Source organism: Nonomuraea indica, from assembly GCF_002850745.1.
GTDB classification, from domain to species: domain Bacteria; phylum Actinomycetota; class Actinomycetes; order Streptosporangiales; family Streptosporangiaceae; genus Nonomuraea; species Nonomuraea indica.
In genome coordinates this window covers 63,891-80,451 of record NZ_KZ559484.1, presented here as the reverse complement: position 1 = coordinate 80,451, position 16,561 = coordinate 63,891, and the positions used below count along the sequence as shown (strand labels likewise).

16 protein-coding genes and 3 tRNA genes are annotated in these 16,561 nt (G+C 70.5%); 14 read left to right on the top strand and 5 right to left on the bottom strand.

From position 1 onward, the window contains the following. Nucleotides 1–26 precede the first annotated feature (26 nt). The 6 genes from CXR44_RS33150 to CXR44_RS33125 all read left to right on the top strand — a co-directional run bounded on the left by CXR44_RS33150 (nt 27) and on the right by CXR44_RS33125 (nt 4,075). Nucleotides 27–1,568: a metallophosphoesterase family protein gene (locus tag CXR44_RS33150; RefSeq protein WP_245899721.1), complete on the top strand. Its 1,542-nt coding sequence runs from the start codon at nt 27–29 to the stop codon at nt 1,566–1,568. Next, a tRNA-Glu gene (locus tag CXR44_RS33145) sits at nt 1,569–1,641 on the top strand. Nucleotides 1,642–1,736: 95 nt separating this feature from the next. Continuing rightward, a tRNA-Asp gene (locus tag CXR44_RS33140) sits at nt 1,737–1,811 on the top strand. 5 nt (nt 1,812–1,816) lie between these two features. Continuing rightward, nucleotides 1,817–1,890: transfer RNA gene (locus CXR44_RS33135), tRNA-Phe, on the top strand. 574 nt (nt 1,891–2,464) lie between these two features. Continuing rightward, nucleotides 2,465–3,154: an alpha/beta fold hydrolase gene (locus CXR44_RS33130; protein ID WP_245899719.1), complete on the top strand. Its 690-nt coding sequence runs from the start codon at nt 2,465–2,467 to the stop codon at nt 3,152–3,154. 120 nt (nt 3,155–3,274) lie between these two features. Next, a complete protein-coding gene (locus CXR44_RS33125; RefSeq protein WP_219602113.1) occupies nt 3,275–4,075 on the top strand; it encodes a helix-turn-helix domain-containing protein in 801 nt (266 codons plus the stop codon). 461 nt (nt 4,076–4,536) lie between these two features. Here the strand turns inward: CXR44_RS33125 and CXR44_RS33120 are convergent, their stop codons facing one another. Next, nucleotides 4,537–5,511: a LysR family transcriptional regulator gene (locus CXR44_RS33120; protein WP_245899717.1), complete on the bottom strand. Its 975-nt coding sequence runs from the start codon at nt 5,509–5,511 to the stop codon at nt 4,537–4,539. A 31-nt stretch (nt 5,512–5,542) separates the two neighbouring features. On the opposite strand from CXR44_RS33120, the gene CXR44_RS33115 reads away from it, so the two are divergent. The 3 genes from CXR44_RS33115 (at nt 5,543) to CXR44_RS33105 (ending at nt 7,219) form a co-directional block, all read left to right on the top strand. Beyond that, on the top strand, nt 5,543–6,163 hold the full coding sequence (locus CXR44_RS33115) for an isochorismatase family protein (RefSeq protein WP_101790122.1): 621 nt from the start codon (nt 5,543–5,545) through the stop codon (nt 6,161–6,163). A gap of 97 nt (nt 6,164–6,260) precedes the next feature. Next, nucleotides 6,261–6,965 (top strand): alpha/beta fold hydrolase, encoded by a 705-nt coding sequence (locus CXR44_RS33110; protein WP_101790093.1) that lies wholly within the window; start codon nt 6,261–6,263, stop codon nt 6,963–6,965. 44 nt (nt 6,966–7,009) lie between these two features. Then, entirely contained in the window at nt 7,010–7,219 is a 210-nt protein-coding gene (locus tag CXR44_RS33105; RefSeq protein WP_101790092.1) for a hypothetical protein, read from the top strand. Nucleotides 7,220–7,276: 57 nt separating this feature from the next. Here the strand turns inward: CXR44_RS33105 and CXR44_RS41850 are convergent, their stop codons facing one another. Then, complete coding sequence (locus CXR44_RS41850) at nt 7,277–8,278, bottom strand: LysR family transcriptional regulator (RefSeq protein WP_101790091.1); 1,002 nt, start codon at nt 8,276–8,278, stop codon at nt 7,277–7,279. Between the two features lie 303 nt (nt 8,279–8,581). On the opposite strand from CXR44_RS41850, the gene CXR44_RS33095 reads away from it, so the two are divergent. The 4 genes from CXR44_RS33095 (at nt 8,582) to CXR44_RS33080 (ending at nt 13,226) form a co-directional block, all read left to right on the top strand. After that, entirely contained in the window at nt 8,582–9,130 is a 549-nt protein-coding gene (locus CXR44_RS33095; RefSeq protein WP_101790090.1) for a GNAT family N-acetyltransferase, read from the top strand. A gap of 117 nt (nt 9,131–9,247) precedes the next feature. Continuing rightward, the gene (locus tag CXR44_RS33090; RefSeq protein WP_144070178.1) at nt 9,248–10,900 is read left to right on the top strand and encodes a hypothetical protein; all 1,653 of its coding nucleotides are present in this window, start codon (nt 9,248–9,250) and stop codon (nt 10,898–10,900) included. 379 nt (nt 10,901–11,279) lie between these two features. Beyond that, nucleotides 11,280–12,437 (top strand): MFS transporter, encoded by a 1,158-nt coding sequence (locus CXR44_RS33085; RefSeq protein WP_245899715.1) that lies wholly within the window; start codon nt 11,280–11,282, stop codon nt 12,435–12,437. A gap of 57 nt (nt 12,438–12,494) precedes the next feature. Beyond that, nucleotides 12,495–13,226 (top strand): neutral zinc metallopeptidase, encoded by a 732-nt coding sequence (locus CXR44_RS33080; RefSeq protein ID WP_144070177.1) that lies wholly within the window; start codon nt 12,495–12,497, stop codon nt 13,224–13,226. Between the two features lie 48 nt (nt 13,227–13,274). Here CXR44_RS33080 and CXR44_RS39810 read toward each other — a convergent pair whose 3' ends face one another. Next, entirely contained in the window at nt 13,275–13,412 is a 138-nt protein-coding gene (locus CXR44_RS39810; RefSeq protein WP_180903823.1) for a hypothetical protein, read from the bottom strand. A 233-nt stretch (nt 13,413–13,645) separates the two neighbouring features. Here CXR44_RS39810 and sigJ point away from each other — a divergent pair, with 233 nt between their 5' ends. After that, a complete protein-coding gene (sigJ, locus tag CXR44_RS33070; protein ID WP_101790086.1) occupies nt 13,646–14,575 on the top strand; it encodes an RNA polymerase sigma factor SigJ in 930 nt (309 codons plus the stop codon). Between the two features lie 14 nt (nt 14,576–14,589). Here sigJ and CXR44_RS33065 read toward each other — a convergent pair whose 3' ends face one another. After that, the gene (locus CXR44_RS33065; RefSeq protein WP_101790085.1) at nt 14,590–15,420 is read right to left on the bottom strand and encodes an ABC transporter ATP-binding protein; all 831 of its coding nucleotides are present in this window, start codon (nt 15,418–15,420) and stop codon (nt 14,590–14,592) included. Next, complete coding sequence (locus CXR44_RS33060) at nt 15,417–16,472, bottom strand: FecCD family ABC transporter permease (RefSeq protein WP_101790121.1); 1,056 nt, start codon at nt 16,470–16,472, stop codon at nt 15,417–15,419. Before CXR44_RS33060 ends, CXR44_RS33065 begins: the two co-directional genes overlap by 4 nt. Nucleotides 16,473–16,561 lie beyond the last annotated feature (89 nt).

Sequence of the window (16,561 nt, the reverse complement as noted above, 5' to 3'; positions counted from 1 at the left end):
AAGCCCGTATGAAGTTCGTCCGCAGCTTGAACGCTGTCGTCCGGTCACGCGCGTCGAGGATTCTGGCCGTGCTGCTCGTCGCCGCGGTCGGGGCCTGGCTGGGGATCTTCCTCAGCGGCACCGTCAGGGCCCAGATCGGGCCCGTGGAGACCGGCATGTCCCTCCGTCCCGCGTGGGGTGGTGAGACCGTCGTCGATGCCAGCCCGTTGGGGACGTTGACCTTCCACACGCACGACGCCCCGCTGCGCCTGCGCATCACGCTGGAGAACATCGACCAGGAGCGCGCCAAGTCCCTCATCGAGGACCCGCGCCTGGCCGACCGCCTCCCCGAGATCATCGAGCGTGACCTGCTCGACGGCGTCCGGGCGCTGGTCATCCGCTCGCTGCTGTGCGCCGGGGCGGGGGCGCTGCTGGCCGTCCTCATGGTGTACCGGCGCCCACGCGTCGCCCTGTCGGGCCTGCTGGCCGCCGCCGTGGGGCTGGCCGCCACGGGCGCGCTGGCGGCGCTGACGTTCCGGCCCGGCTCGCTGGTGGAGCCGCGCTACTCCGGCCTGGTGGCCGCGGCGCCGTCCCTGGTCGGCAGCGCCGAGTCGATCGTGACGAAGTTCGAGTCGTACCGGTCGCAGCTCACCAAGCTCGTGACGAACGTCTCCAAGTTGTACGACACGGTCTCGACGCTGCCCGTGTACGACGCGGATCCGCGCTCCATCCGGGTGCTCCACGTCTCCGACATCCACCTCAACCCCATCGGCTGGAACGTCATCCGCTCCCTGAAGGACCAGTTCGCCGTGGACGTGATCGTGGACACGGGCGACATCTCCGACCACGGCACCAAGGCCGAGAACAAGTTCGTCGAGGAGATCGGCCCCCTCGGCGTCCCGTACGTGTTCGTGCGCGGCAACCACGACTCGATGACCACGCAGAAGGCCGTGGCCCGGCAGAAGAACGCCGTCGTCCTGGACGACCGGACCAGGACGGTCGCCGGGCTGAAGATCTACGGTCTCGGCGACCCCCGCTTCACCCCGGACAAGTCGGTGGCGGTCGACGCGGACCCGTCCAACCTGCGGGAGTACGGCCGCGCCCGCGTCCCCAGGCTGGACGGAGCGGACCTGGTCGCCGTCCACGACGACATCATCGCCCGCGGCTTCTCCGGCGCCGCCCCGCTCGTCCTGGCCGGCCACGCCCACAAGCGTTCCACCGCCCTCCTGCCCACCGGCACCCGCGTCATGGTCCAGGGCTCCACCGGCGGCGCGGGCCTGCGCGCCCTCGAACACGCCGCGCCGACCCCCGTCCAGGCCTCCGTCCTCTACTTCGACCGGGAGACCAAACGCCTGCAGGCCTGGGACGACATCACGCTGGGCGGGCTGGGGGAGCAGTCGGTGTACGTCCAGCGTCACGTGGAGGACGACCCTGGACGTATGATTTCCCCTGAGCCAACGAACGCCCCGTCGCCAGCGGGGACCGTGAGTGGCACCCCCAAGCCGGCCGCCGGCCCGCCACTTTGGCATCAGGGGCGATCGTCCCCTATGCTTCAGAGGTCTCCGACGGAAGGCGACAGGGAATCCTAAGCCCCCATCGTCTAGCGGCCTAGGACACCGCCCTTTCAAGGCGGCGGCACGGGTTCGAATCCCGTTGGGGGCACCGCGACGCGCTCAGCGCACCGGGAAACGGATGGTCGAAGACCTCCGAAAGACTGGTAAGCTAAACGAGTCGCAAGGCAAGGAAAGACAACGCAAGGTCCTGTAGAGCAGTTTGGAGTGCTCGCCACCCTGTCAAGGTGGAGGTCGCGGGTTCAAGTCCCGTCAGGACCGCTCTGGGTCAGGTAGCTCAGTTGGTACGAGCGTCCGCCTGAAAAGCGGAAGGTCGGCGGTTCGACCCCGCCCCTGACCACCTCATATGACCAGCAAAAATGCCCCGAAGCGAAGATCGCTCCGGGGCGTTTGTGTCTCTGCTGACGGCAATGTCGTCGTGCGGTTTCCGTACTTGTTACCCGACGCTCGGCATGAGCATGAAACGTCACCGGGATCGAGCACGTTGGGGACCGAAACCCTGTAGGGACAGGCGCACGATCGTGAGCATGGCAAGTGTCGCTCTTGCTTGCCCGCGGGCACGCGGTGCTGGCTGATCGATCGTGCCCCATGCTGGAAAAGGCGCTGTCGTCCTCATCCAGCCGATGACAACGTGGCCCTCCGAGGCCGCGACGATGGTGGCGTGGCGTCCGTCGGGCAGGACTACGTAGATGGATACGGCTTTCGAGTGGTCGCAGAGCGCGGTCCGTCGGTCGTGAGCCCGCGGGAACATTTGTCCAAGACTGATGGTCGAGCGTCCGTGCATAGTCCCCTGCATGAGTACGTACGAGTTTGAGCGCTCGCATCGGATGCACGTGGTCCACGACGGCCCGCGACAGGCGCCGCCACTGCTGCTCATCCACGGATCGGGGGCCTCGGGCGCCTCTTGGAGCCCGATGGTCCCGGAACTCGCCGGCCACCATCACCTCGTCCGGGTCGACCTCCCAGGCTGCGGCCAGTCCCCGCCCGCGTCGTCGCACGAGGTGCCCGACCAGGCGGCCCGGGTGGCGGCGGTGCTCGACGACCTCGGCCTCGGTCCCGTCGCCGCGGTGGGGCACTCCAGCGGCGGCTACGTCGCCACCGCGCTGGCCGAACAGCGCCCCGACCTGGTGAGGTCGCTCGTGCTGATCAGCACCGGCCCGAGTCCGGATGCGCTGCTTCCGCAGCCGTTCATCCTCCGGGTCCTGTTGGGCCCGCCTCTCGGCCCGCTGTTGTGGCCGAGGCGTTCGGACGCGATGATCCGCAGGGGGCTCAGCGCGACGGCCGCTCGCCCGGTGAAGGTCCCGGACGACATGGTCGCCGAACTGCGAGGGACCTCCTACCGCACGTTCAGGACGGTGCTGCGCCGAAACACCGCGTACATCGCCGAGCGAAGCGTACCCGAGCGTCTGGCCGCCCTCCAGGTGCCGGTCATGGTGATCTTCGGCGCCGCCGACCCCCGCTGGGAGCCGTCGTCTGCGCACCAGTACGACGCGGTGCCCAACTCCCAGGTCGAGCTGCTGCCCGGCGTCGGGCACCTACCCATGCTCGAAGCCCCCGAGACGACCAGCAAACTGCTGCTGGGCTTCACGGCAACGGGCCACTGACACCCGCCCGCGATCTCTGACGCCTAAACTGGTCATGTGCGGTCGACAGGGGCACCACCCGACTGGGCGGGGGTGGAGGTCGCCGTCCCGCGCCCATCAGGTCGGCTGCCGGGGATCAGCATGGCCGGGTTCCATCACCGAGCCCCCGCACTCGTCGACATCGCCATGGTCGCGCACCCGTCCGTCACCTTGCTCGTCGATCTGAGCGACGGAGAAGGCATCGTCCACCACATCCACGGCCGACGCGAGCGCGGCAGTGTCGTCGTGGGGCTCCTCCCAGGCGATCTTCGAGCAACCGGCCGAGGGGTCGGGCAGTGCCTCCAGATCCGGTTCGACCCGGTGGCGGCGGCCGCGGTGTTCGACGCATCGATCGAGCTCACCGGGACGGTGGTAGCCCTTGAGGGTGTCTGGGGCCGCGACGCCGAGCAAGCCGAGGACAAGCTGCGCGCCGCCGCGTCGTGGGACGAACGGTTCGCGATCGTGGCGGATATCCTCGGCCGACGGCTGCGCGCCCGCCCGCCGGTTCATCCGGAAGTCGCCTACACCTGGCGGCGGACGCTCGCCAGCCGGGGGCGGGTGCGAGTCGACGGCCTGGCGGACGAGGTCGGCTGGAGCCGCAAACGCCTGTGGTCCCGCTTCCGATCCCAGCTCGGCATCACGCCCAAACGCGCCGCCCAACTGGTGCGCTTCGACCACGCTGCCCATCTTCTCGCGGCAGGTCACGCCGCCGCCAGCGTCGCCACCGAGAGCGGCTACGTCGACCAGTCGCACCTTCACCGTGAGGTCAGGACGTTCGCCGGGCTCACGCCCGCGGCCGTGGCCGCCGCGCCGTGGCTCGCGATCGACGACGTCGCGTGGCCGGCTTCATCGCCAGACCGGAGCCCTGCGAAGAACGGCGAACGCGTCCCCGACCTTCGTTGAACAGCCTGCCTGCGAAGAGGCGGCTTCCACGTGCTGCGTGGACGGCACGGGACGGCTGTAGGAACTGGATCACCAGGCCCCACAGCCAAGCTCGTAATGAAGTGTTCTGCAGAGGCCGTGACGATCGCCGACTTCGGTGTCTGCCGTACGTGGCCAGGGCGATCGCCTGCCGCGGGCCTCCTCCGTCGGGTCCCTGCCCCCGGGCATCCCGGGTTCTGTGAGGGTAACGCTGACTACCGGTCCCGTACGAACTGCGACACGAGCGCCCACGTACCCCAAGGTCCGTGCCCGTGAGCAGGTTGATCGCCACACCTGAAAAAGCGGAAGGTCGGCGGTTCGACCCCGGATGCCCGAAGTGCACCGTAGGGGGTTGTCGTCGCGGGTCATCCTGCAGTTCGCCTCGAAGTGGTCAGGGCCGTGACGATCGCCCACTTCGCCACGCGCCAGCCCGGGTCCCGGGCTCACGTGTTGGGGACGAGGCCGGCGAAGGCGCGGATTCTGGCGTTCTCCCTGGCGGTCTTCCAGACCAGGCCGTAGGCGGCCTCCGGGGCGTCCGTGATGGGGATGTAGGCGATGTCCGGCCGGGCGTAGTAGCGGGTGGCCTGGCAGGTGAGCGGGACCATGGCCTTGCCCGCCGCGACCAGGGCGAGTGCCGCCTGGAATGTTGTCACCGACGGTCCGCGGCGGATGGGTTCGCCGGCGCTGGTCCGCGGCGGGATGTGCCGGTCGAGCCAGTACTCGGGGGCGCCGTCGACGGTCAGCACCGTATCCCTGGCCAGGTCGTCGAGGACGACCGTTTCGCGCCGCGCGAAGGGGTGGCGGGAGGAGACGGCCAGCACGTAGCTTTCGCGCAGCAGTACGGGGCCGACGGTGAGATCAGGCTCGTTCACCGGCAGGAGGGTGGCCAGCAGGTCGACGCTCTCGTCGCGCAGCGGCGCCAGATGGTCGTCGATCTGCGTCTCCAGGGTGAGCTGGGCCTCGCAGTCAGGATGACGAGCGTGGAACTCGTCGATGATCTGGCTGAGCAGGTGCGCGGTCGCCGGGCCGAAGAAGCCGAGGCGCAACCCCCCGCGGATGCCGCGCCCGGCGGCTGAGGCTTTGGCGATCTCGCGCTGGATCTGCCGGTGGGCCGGCTCGATCCCGTCGCGGAGCTGGCGCCCGATCGGAGTCAGACTGACCCGCCGGCTGGTGCGCTCGAACAATGGAGTGCCGATGCGGCGTTCCAGCTTCTTGATGATCTGGCTGGTTCGGCCCTGCGACAGGCCGAGACGCTCTGCCGTACGACGGAAATGCAGCTCTTCGGCGAGGGTCAGAAAGGTCTCGATCTCCTGCTCGTCCAACTGCCTGCGCCCCCATTGGTGAAGATTGCTCACCAATAGTGTGCCAAATCGCGATTGTTCCGGCAGGCCGGTGCATCGAGGCTGGATGCGCGTCACCGACCATGACTTTCAGCAGAGAGAGACCGACATGCAGGACCGATTCCACACCCCCTTGACCGCCGGCAACGCCGCCCTGCTGCTGGTGGACCACCAGATCGGGCTGTTCACCGGGGTGCGCGACATCACCGTGAGCGAGCTGAAGCACAACGTCACAAGCCTGGCCAAGGCCGCGGTGCGCCTGAAGCTGCCGATCGTCGTCACCACCACGGCCGCTGACAGCATGTGGGGACCACTCATCCCCGAACTGCGGGCCGTACTCCCGGAGGAGCTGAAGGTGATCGACCGGAGCTCGGTGAACGCCTGGCATGACGACCGGGTACGCGACGCCGTCGAGGCGACCGGACGCAGCAAGCTCCTCATCGCGGGCGTCTCGCTCGAGGTGTGTGCCGCGTTCCCCGCGATCTCCTCGACCGCGGCAGGCTATGACGCCTACGTGGCCGTCGACGCCTGTGGCACCTTCTCCCGGACCAAGCGGGAGACCGGGCTCCTCCGGCTGCAGCAGGCGGGTGTGATCGTGAGCGACTACGCCAGCCTCGCCGTGGAGATCCTCGCAGACAACGCGCACCCGATCGCCGGCGAGGTGTACGGCGACCTCGACATGCCGTTCGCCACCCTCGTCGGACAGCTCGCCGCGGCCTACAGCCGCTGACCCCGGTGTGGCCTGCCCGCCTTGAGACCGGACTCGCGGGGCACGCGCGCTCCTCGACGAGGGCAGGCCCACCACGTAACAGGGAAGGAGCCGCGATATGGCGGTCATCGTCTTCATGCACGCGTTCGGATCCAGCGGGCGCGCCTGGCAGCCGCAGGTCCTCCGGTTGAGAGACGAACATCGGGTGCTGGCTCCTGACCTGCCCGGTCACGGCGCGACGCCGGGACCGTTCTCGCTGGAACGGGCCGTCGCGTCGACGCGTGCGATGATCCTCGGCGAGGCCGAGCCCGTCCACCTCGTGGCCGTCTCCGGTTCGGTCAGCGTGGCACTGCTGGTCGCGCTGGCCGAGCCGGCTCGGGTCGCCAGTTTGGTCCTGTCCGGAGGCGCGGCACGCGGCGGGCGCGGAGACGCTGTGCAACGCCTCATGCTGCGCCTGATGCCGGAGGGGATGATCGTGAGCATCCTCAAGGGCATGTACGCCGGAGGCAAGGCCGAACACCTGGACCAAGCCGCCCGGGACCTTCGCCACGCGGGGAAGGCCACCATCCTCGCGGGACTGGCTGAGCTGGGCCGGCTCGATCTGCGCGACAGGCTCGGCGAGATCAGGATCCCGGCCCTCGTGCTCAATGGAGCCAAGGACAAGGCCAACCTGCCGCATGCCGAGGAGATCGCCGCCGGCATTCACGGCGCCGAACACCGGGTGATCCCGAACGCCGGTCACATCTGGAACCTCGAGCAGCCCGAGCTGTTCACGCGCACGGTCCACGAGTTCGTCAGGGCTGTGTTGCGTGATCGACGCTGATATCCGCTGTGTCAGGACCGCCGAAGGGGTGCAAGATTCGTTCCGTGAGCCGGACCGACAAGACGATGCCGCTACGAATCCAGGAACAGGACGGCCGCCGCTACCGGCATGACGTGGGCGGTTCCTATGAGGGCATCGGGAGGGACACGAACATCGCCGAGAGGAAGGCCCGGCGACGCGTCCGCCTGATCCTGCTGCGAGGCGAGGAACCGGAGCCCACGCGGCACCGCCATGGCGAGAAGTGGCTCTACTAGAGGTGAGGCGAAGCGCTCCAGGAGCCCTGGGGCGCTTCGCGGCGCGAGGTGATCACGTCAGCCCGGCGCTTCTCGTCGAGGGGGGAACGCATCCACAGCGTGTCCCGAGCGCATCAGCACGGCCGCGTCGGCCTCGGGCAGCCAGGAGCGCGGCGGCCGGTGCAGCCAGCGCTCCGACCTCTGGAACTCCGTCACGGCCCGCAGCAGCGCGTCCAGACCCGGATGCCGCAGGGCCTCGGGGAAGACGAGGTTCTCGAGGGTGAGCGGCACGGGATCGACCAGTGGGCGCACCACGGCGCCGGGGACCCCGCCGACCTTCACCGTGGCCAGCACGGGCTCCCGGTGTCGTTGCAGGTAGAGGCCCATCTCGTGGGGTCCGACCGGCGGCGCGTGCGGCGCGGCCAGGCTGAGCCCGAACTCCTCTGCCAGGCGCTCGCCCAGGTCGGTCCACTCGGTGGTGGCGGGGTTGCCCGCCAGGGCATCCAGTGGGAAGCCGGCCAGCGTGCCGAGCGGCACCTCCTCCAGCGCGGCCAGGGGATGGTCCTCGGGCACCAGCACGGCGAGCGGATCCAGCCGCACGGGCACCTGGGCCAGCCCTTTGCGTACGTGGGCGGGCAGTCCGGCGATCCGGCCGAACGACACGTCGAGACGCCCCTCCCGCATGGCGGCGACCCCGGCGGCCAGCCCGCCGTGGAAGCGAGCGAGCATCTCCATGCCCGGCGCCAGCTCCCTGGCCCTGGCCAGCGGTTGCGGCACCTCGTGCCCCTGCATGTTGACGTCCACGAGCAGCGGCCCCCGGCTGCCGGAGAACTCCGCGACCAGCTCGTCGTGCAGCGCGAGCAGCCGCCTGGCCCCGGACAGCAGCCGGGTTCCCGCTGGGGTCAGCTCCACGCGCCGGGTGGACCTGGTGAACAGCGCCGTCCCGAGCTGTGCCTCCAGCCGCCGCACGTCGCGGCTGAGCGCCTGCTGGGCCACGTACAGGCGGGCGGCGGCGCGACCGAAGTGCAGCTCCTCGGCGACGGTGACGAACACCCTGAGCAGCCGGGGATGCAGGTCCACCGGCCCACATTAACAACAGATTCGCGTTGATCCCGGCGTTTCCGGTGTTGGACCCAGCGTCGCGAACTCCGTGAGGCTGGACCGGTGACATCCATGACAGAGCTGATCAGCGGCATGCCGCTGTCGCCCGCCCAGACCGGCGTCCTCCTGAGCCTCGTCCACCCGCCGGGCCTGACGGCTCACACCGTCACGAGCGGGTCGCCCGCCAAGCCGGCAGGTCGCTCGGCCGGCACAAGGGCCGGCCGGCTCTGGGCGGGAACACTCGGGCGATCCGCCGCTCGCGAAAAGCCCTAACGTTGGTCCATGTCTGAAATGCCGTCACGGGTCGAACTGTGCCCGCTCACCCTCTCCGACCAGGACGAGTTCTGCTCCCTCGTGCGGGCCAGCACCGGGCTGCACCTGCCGTGGATGCAGTTGCCCGCGACCGCGCAGGAGTTCCAGGCCTGGATGCGTCGTTTCGACGACGGCACCAACCTGGGTTTCCTGATCCGGGTCCGGGAGACCGGCGCAGCCGCCGGCATGGTCAACATCAACTCGATCATCCGGGGCCGCTACCAGGGCGCGTCCCTCGGCTACGCGGCCTTCGCCCCGTCGGCAGGGCAGGGTTACATGACCGAGGGACTCACCGTCATCCTGCGGCATGCCTTCACCGACCTGCGACTCCACCGGCTGGAGGCCAACATCCAGCCGGCGAACAAGGCGTCCCTGGCCCTGGCCCAGCGCCTGGGCTTCCGTTACGAGGGGCTGTCGCCCGCCTACCTGTACATCGACGGGGCCTGGCGCGACCACGAACGCTGGTCCATCACCGCACCCCAGCCCTGGGAGCCCGATCCCTCCCTTCCGGAGGTCTGAGCCGCACGGCGCCGCTCCGGTCGACCGCGGTGCCGCCTTCTGCCCTTCGTCCACTGGACGTCAACGAGACATGACTCGGTCGTACTACGATCGAGCCTCACTGTGCCCTTCTACCGCTTGGCGGCTTCCGCCTTCCTGGCCCTCACCGTCGGTTCGGTCATCCTGAGCCTGGCGATCGGCACCGCGACACCCGCATGGGTGGTCACCATGTGGTACCCGCCCGACGAGATCGTCGGGAACTCTCCGCCGGTGCCGGTACTGGGCGGACTGCTGCTGCTCGGGCTGGTGAAGTCGTGGACGCTGTGGCAGGTCCTGCGCGGGCCCGCGCTCAAGGCCGCCTCGACGTGGGGGGCGGCCGCGTGGCTACGGTTGTTGCTGTACGCCAACGCGGTGTGGCTGCTGATCCCCTCCTTCCTCCCGGGCCCGGTCGAGACGATCATCGGGCTGACGCTGTGGGTGCCCGCGCTCGTGCTGCTCGTGGTGGTCCTCAGCGGGTCAGGCCGGCCCTTCCGGCTGGTGCTGCTCCTGCTCGGACTGGTGGAACCGGCCAGATCGCTCACGTACGGCCTGGCGGACGCCGCGGCGGAGCCGCGGCTCTTCGTGAGCCCGGCCTACCAGGTGACTGTCATGGCCGCGGCGCTGGCCACGTTCGTCATGACGGTGATGCTCCTGCTCGCCCAGCGGCGCGACGGGCGCTGGAGCCGGGTGACGCTCCTCATCGGTCTGGGCACGTTCGCGAGCGGCTTCCTGGTGGAGCTCGTGGACAGCTTGACGAGGGGCGGCACGATCGAGTCGATCGCCGAGGCGATGGACGTGCTCTCCATCGTCTGGCTGGCGCGGACGGCGCACGAGCTGAACCGTGAGCCGAGCCCGAAGGCGCCTCTGCGAGTGCCGACAGCGGTCATGGCTGTGGCCGTGCTCCCCTTGCTGATGGTCGTCGGGCCCGAGGGCGGTCCACGTCTCTCCTACACCTGGCGGAGCGATGGGCCCATGGAATGCCAGGGACGGTGGGAGCCGCCACGCGTCGCGGACATCCCGGCCCACGAGCGAGATCGGGCCTACCTGTGCAGCGTGCGCAAGCCTGACCGGGATGTCTCGGACCAGGAGCTTCTCGGCATGGGCAGAGGCGCGTGCGCGAGGTTCGCGGCAGGGGAGCCGGTCAAGGCCCGGCCTGCGCTGCTCGCGCTGCTCTGCCCGGAGGTGGTCGCGCGGAGACATCCCGATCTGATGCTGTCGTCCGCCCAGATGGAGCGGCAACAGGCGGAGAAGGAGAACGTCCAGCGCGAAGAGCTGGCGCGCGAGGCCCGCAAGGAGGACGCCCTGTGCCGCGACCCATGGCCCGCGCTGCGCACCAGGTTCCAGGCGACCGCGTCCTACTACGACTGGGACGCCCAGCCGTACGGCATCTACGACCCGAAAGCGGATACCGAGGATGATTCGGGAGCGCTCTGGACTGGGGATCCGCCCGAGACGTTGGCGACCAGGGGCTCGCTGGCCCTGATCTTCACGCCGGCCCAGGACTGGGCGACCTGTGTCACGGCGAAGGCCCTGAGCTCGGCCCCGCCACCCCTGCGACGCAAGGGCTGGGACAAGGTGGTCGAGGCCGACATCGTCAGCGAGTCGGGTCACCTGCGCATGCAGACGCTGTCGGCGAGCAGGGTGCGCTTCCCCGATCTCGCCCGCCGTGGCCCCGGCCGCTACCGGCTGCGCCTGTATACGCGCCCAGGGGTGGACCTCATCCTCGTCTATCCGGCCGGCAGAGCGGCGTAGCGAGGGTATCCGGTCGGCAGAGCGGCGTAGCGAGGGCCGGCCGGTGCCGCCGGCAGGAAGACCGGTCCGTCCGGCGGTGATGACCGGGACTCTCTCACCGCAAAGTATCTCAACACTCATTTACTTGACGTTGAACTGATCTCTGTGGTCTTATCTCAACGTTGAGATTGTTGATGAGAGTGACCCAGAGGCGGCTGGCGACAGGGGCTATTGATCATCGCTGCCGTGCTGACCGGGCAGCCCCGACCGGCCCGACGAGCGCGGCGGGCGTCCCAGGGCCGCCGCTCTTTCCGTTCATCCGCGAAACAGTCGGAGAGAAGAAGTGACCACACCCGATAGACACCCACACTCGGCCCTGCGGTCATGGCTGGGCGTTGCCGTGATCACCGCGAGCCTGTTCATCTTCGTCACCACCGAGTTGATGCCCGTCGGCCTGCTCACGCCCGTAGGCGCAAGCCTGCAGGTGTCGGTGGGAGTCGCCGGGCTCATGGTCACCCTGTACGGCGTCTCGGCCGGGCTGGGCGTCCCGTTCATCGTGGCCTGGACCAGGCGCGTCAACCGGCGTGTGCTGCTGTCGGCCCTGCTCGCGGTGCTGGTTCTGGGAAACCTGGTCACCGCCGTCTCGCCCAGCTATCCGCTGGTCCTGGCGGCGCGGCTCATCATGGGATTCGCCAACGGGGTGTTCTGGGCCATCGGCGTGGGCATGGCGATGCGCCTCGTTCCGCGACGCCACGCGAGCAGGGCGGCCGCGGTCGCGCTGTCCGGCATCTCGATCGCCACGGTGGTGGGCATACCGCTGGGAACCTTCCTCGAAAGCCTCACCGACTGGCGGACCACGTTCCTCATCTGGAGCGGCCTCGGTGTGCTGGTGCTCCTCGCCGTCGCCGCCGTCATTCCGTCGCTGCCGTCGGAGAACGCGGTTCCGGTCCGGGAGGTCTTCGGGCTCCCGTTCAGGAACGTCCGGCTGCGTTCGGTGATGTTCGCCGTCATCCTGTACGTGCTCGGCCATTTCGGGGCGTACACCTTTGTCCGCCCCTTCATGGAGGACAACGCGTCCGCCACGCCCGCCTTCGTCGCCGCGTTGCTGATCATTTATGGCGTCGGAGGCGCCGCCGGCAACTTCATCGCCGGGTACACGGTGAACAAGAGTCTGCGGGGCAGCTTCGTCGTCGCCTGCGCGGGACTCGTGGTGTCGTTGGTGCTGCTGCTCACGATCGGTCACTCGCAGGCCGGTTCGATCGTCTCCCTGGCCCTCTGGGGCGTTTCCTTCGGCGCGGCGAACCTGTGCCAGATCAACATGACGCTCGCCGCCGCACCCGACACCTTCGAAGCCGCCATGTCCATCAACACCTTGGGATACAACACGTCCATCGCGCTCGGCGCGCTCTTCGGCGGGCTGTTCGCCGATCATCTGGGTGTCACGAGTGCCGTCTGGTTCGGTGTGGCGCTGACGGCGGCTTCGCTGCTCCTCACCCTCGCCACCGGCCGGAAGGCCTCGGACGCCGCCCCCGACGCCGAGTTGGCCGGCAGCAGATGAGCCGCGCCATCCCATGATCGACCGAGCTGTGCGCGATGACCGCTATTGTTCGGGTCCATGATCATTCGTCTGATGGGCATGGCCGCTGCCGGTCTCGTCCTGTTATCCGGAACGGCCCACGCCTACCCCGTCAAGGACGTGCCCGAGCTGACCCACAACGAGCTCTACACGAAGGGCGCGTTGCCCAAGGTCACCTGCAAGCCGGCCAAGGGGACGAGCGCGGACTCGACGCGGACGTACGTGGAGAAGCTCGTCGGTTGCCTGAACACCGGCTGGAAATCGAGGATCAAGGACTTCCAGCCGGTCAAGGTCGAGTTCAAGGACGTCCAGCAGTCCTGCTCCACCGGCATGGACATCGCCGGCTCGTTCGCCGAGATCTGCGACACGGTCATCGAGGTACGGGTGGCGGCCGACTGGATCAGGGCCAAGGACGACATGAAGGTGTTCGCCGCGGTCACCCGGGCGTGGAGCGGCGTCGTCCAGGGGCAGACCGGCATCGGCGAGGCCTGGTGGGAGCTGAGCGAGAAGACCTACGGGGCCGAGATGTGGGAGCAGACGCACCGCTTCTACCTGCAGAAGGACTGCCTCGCCGGGGTTTCGGCCAAGAGTCTGGGCCGCAGGGTCGGCGACTTCAGGGCGTTCGTCGCGGGCATGGAGCCGCGCGAGTACTCCGGCTTCAAGTGGAACGGCAAGCCCGCCAACCGCCTGCACTGGATCAAGCAGGGTTACGAGTCCGGCAACCCCGGGACCTGCAACACCTGGACGGCGAGCTCCGCGAAGGTCGCCTGACACGCGGGGACACCGGTTCGGCGGCGTGATCGCGCTCGGGGGCGTCGATCACCCTGACCCGATGCGCTCCGCCAGGAACTCCTCCCACGTGCGCGTGCCCAGGTCGGCCCCGTCGAGCGTCAGGTTCTCGCCCGCCCGGCAGAGGTTCTCGCCTGCCCGGCAGGTGCGGCCGGCCCTGCCCGGCATCCGCACCTCGTCCCGAGCAGGTCGCCGGTCAGGTGCTCGATGGCGTCGCCGGGCGCGGCGGTGCCGCGGCTGAGCACCCGCGCCCTGGCGCCGGCGTCCCGCAGGAGCGGAACGACCAGGCGCCCGAGAGTGCCGGTGCCGCCGGTGACCAGAATGGTGGACGTCAGGGCGCCGCTCCGATGGTTGTCCTGGGTCTGCTGCTGTGACCCGCGGCGAGGAAGGAATGTGACACGGTGGACGAACGCGAGGACCTGGCGACGCGGTTCGAGGAGCACCGGAGTCGCCTGCGGGCGGTCGCCTACCGCATGCTGGGCTCGGTGAGCGAGGCCGACGACGCCGTCCAGGAGGCGTGGATACGGCTCAACCGGGCCGACACCGGCGAGGTGGTGAGCCTCGGCGCGTGGCTGACCACGGTGGTGGCCCGGGTGTGCCTGAACATGTTGCGCTCGCGTGAGCAGCGGCGCGAGGAACCGTTCGCGGCGTACATGCCCGACCCGGTCATCGGGCCCGAGTCGGGGGCGGACCCCGAGCACGAGGCGGTGCTGTCCGACGCGGTCGGGCTGGCGCTGCTGGTGGTGCTGGAGACGCTGTCACCGGCCGAGCGGCTCGCGTTCGTGCTGCACGACATGTTCGCCGTGCCGTTCGAGGACATCGCGCCGATGATCGACCGGACGCCCGCGGCCACGCGGCAGCTCGCCAGCCGGGCCCGCCGCCGGGTACGCGACCAGGCCCCCGTTCCCGACCCCGACCTGGCCCGCCAGCGCAGCGTCGTGGACGCATTCTTCGCCGCCGCCCGGGACGGCGACTTCGAGGGGCTCGTCGCCGTGCTCCACCCCGAGGTCGTGCTGCGGTCCGACGGCGGCGTCACGCGGGCCCGCCACACGCTCGTGGTCACGGGCGCGCGTGCCGTGGCCGGCCAGGCGGTCACGTTCGGGCGGTTCGCCCCGTTCGTACGGCCGGCGCTGGTCAACGGCGCCGCCGGGGTGGTCGTCGCGGCGCAGGGCCGGCCGCTGTCCGTCATGGCCTTCACCGTCACCGGCGGGCGGATCGTCGCCATCGACGTGCTGGCCGATCCCGAGCGCCTGAGCCGCCTCGACTTCTCGGCCGTCGACTCCTCGGTCGTCGACTCCTCGGCCACCGGCTCCTCGGCCACCGGCTCCTGACCGGCCTGGCCGGGTTACTCGGTGGGGGCGGGTACGCGGGTCCCGTGCGCGGGGCCCGGCGCCAAGGGGTGGTCGGGGAGGCAACGCGGCGTGCCGTGCAGCTCGTCCACGACCACCCGCCCCGCCACGCCGAACACCTCGGCGAGCAGCTCCGGCGTGATGACCCGGCCGGGCGGCCCGTCGGCGTGCACCCGGCCCCCGTGCAGGGCGACGACCCGTTCGGCGAAGCGAGCGGCGTGGTCGATCTCGTGCAGGACGGCGACGACGGTCAGGCCACGGGTGGCGCGCAGCTCGCGGACCAGCCCGAGGACCTCCAGCTGGTGGCGGATGTCGAGGTGGGCGGTCAGCTCGTCGAGCAGCAGGACGGGGGCCCGTTGCGCGACGGCCAGGGCGAGCCGGACGCGCTGGCGCTCCCCGCCGGACAGGGTGTCCAGGACGCGGTCGGCCAGATGGGCGACACCGGTGAGGTCGAGAGCCTGGTCGGCGTGGTGGCCGGCGTCGGGCTCGCACAGCATGCCGAGGGCGCCGCGGGTGGGGTAGCGGCCCTGCCGGACGAGCTGGCGTACGGTCAGGCCGGGCACCGGAGGCAGGGTCTGGTGCAGGACGGCGACCCGGCGGGCCACCTCGCGGCGGGAGAACCCGGTCAGCGGGACGCCGTCGAGCAGGACGGTGCCGGTGGTGGGCCGCAGCAGCCCGGCGAACATCCTGAGCAGGGTGCTCTTGCCGCAGCCGTTCACCCCGACGAGGGCGACGAACTCCCCGGACGAGACCGTCAGGTCCACCCCCGAGAGCACCGGATCGCCGCCGTAGGAGAACGTCAGGCCGCGGGCCTCGATGGCGGTCATGTGGTCCTTTCCCTGCGGACGAGTGCGATGAGGACGGCGGCGCCGGTCAGAGCGGTGACCACGCCGGTCGGCACGCCGACACGCTGGGCCAGCGCCCCACCGGCGACGAGCCGGGTGAGGAGCTGGGCGAGGGCGTCGGCACAGGTCAGGGCGACCGCACCGGCCAGCGCGGCGGCGGGCACACCGGCCCGGGGCTCACCCCGGGCCAGCCACCGGGCGGCGTGCGGCACGGCCAGCCCGACGAACGCGACCGCGCCGGCGAGGCCGGCCGCGCCCGCCGTCAGCGCGACCGCGCCGGCCGACGCCACCGCCCGCGCCGCGTGCGGGGGCAGCCCCAGCGAGGCGGCGTGGTCGTCGCCGCCGGCGAGCACGGCCAGCGCCGGCGAGCACGCCCACAGGACGGCGATCCAGGCGACGATCCACCAGCTGACGACGCCGAGATGGTCCCAGACCCGGCCCTCGGCCGAACCGACGAGCCAGCGCAGCGCGTTGCCGAACCGGGCGGGCTGGTAGGCGAGCAGCATGGTGCTGAGCCCGGCGAGCACGGCCGAGCACAGCAGGCCGCCCGCGATGAGCCGTTCGGGCCCGCCACGTGCCGTGAAGAGCCAGCTCAGCGCGCCGCCCACGGCTCCGCCCAGCACGGCGGCGGCCAGCGTCCCCGTCGGGGAGTCGGCGGGGAAGACGCCGGAGGCGACGCCGGCGAGCACCCCGAGCACAGCGCCGGGGTTCACCCCGGTGAACTCGGGGGCCGCCAGCGGGTTGCGCAGCGCGCCCTGCAGCACCAGCCCCGCCACGGCCAGCGCCGCGCCGGTGAGCGCGGCGGTCAGCAGGCGCGGCAGGCCGAGCTCCCAGACGATCCGTTCCGGCAGCCCGTGCGGCGCGCCGTCGAGCACGCCGGCCAGCGTGCCGGGCGAGACGCCAGGGGAGAGCAGGTGCGCCACGGCCGCCACCACGAGGACCACGAGGACCGCGACGCCCAGCGCCCCCCGCCTCGCGAGCCCCCCACCCGGCCTGGCGGCCCGCCGCTGCCCCGCACCTCGGCCCTGCCTCATGCCCCGCCCCGGTCTCACGCCGTCAGGCGGCAGGTCGTCACTCGGTCTCACGTCATCGTCCGGCCTCAGGTGGTCGTCCGGGCTCACGT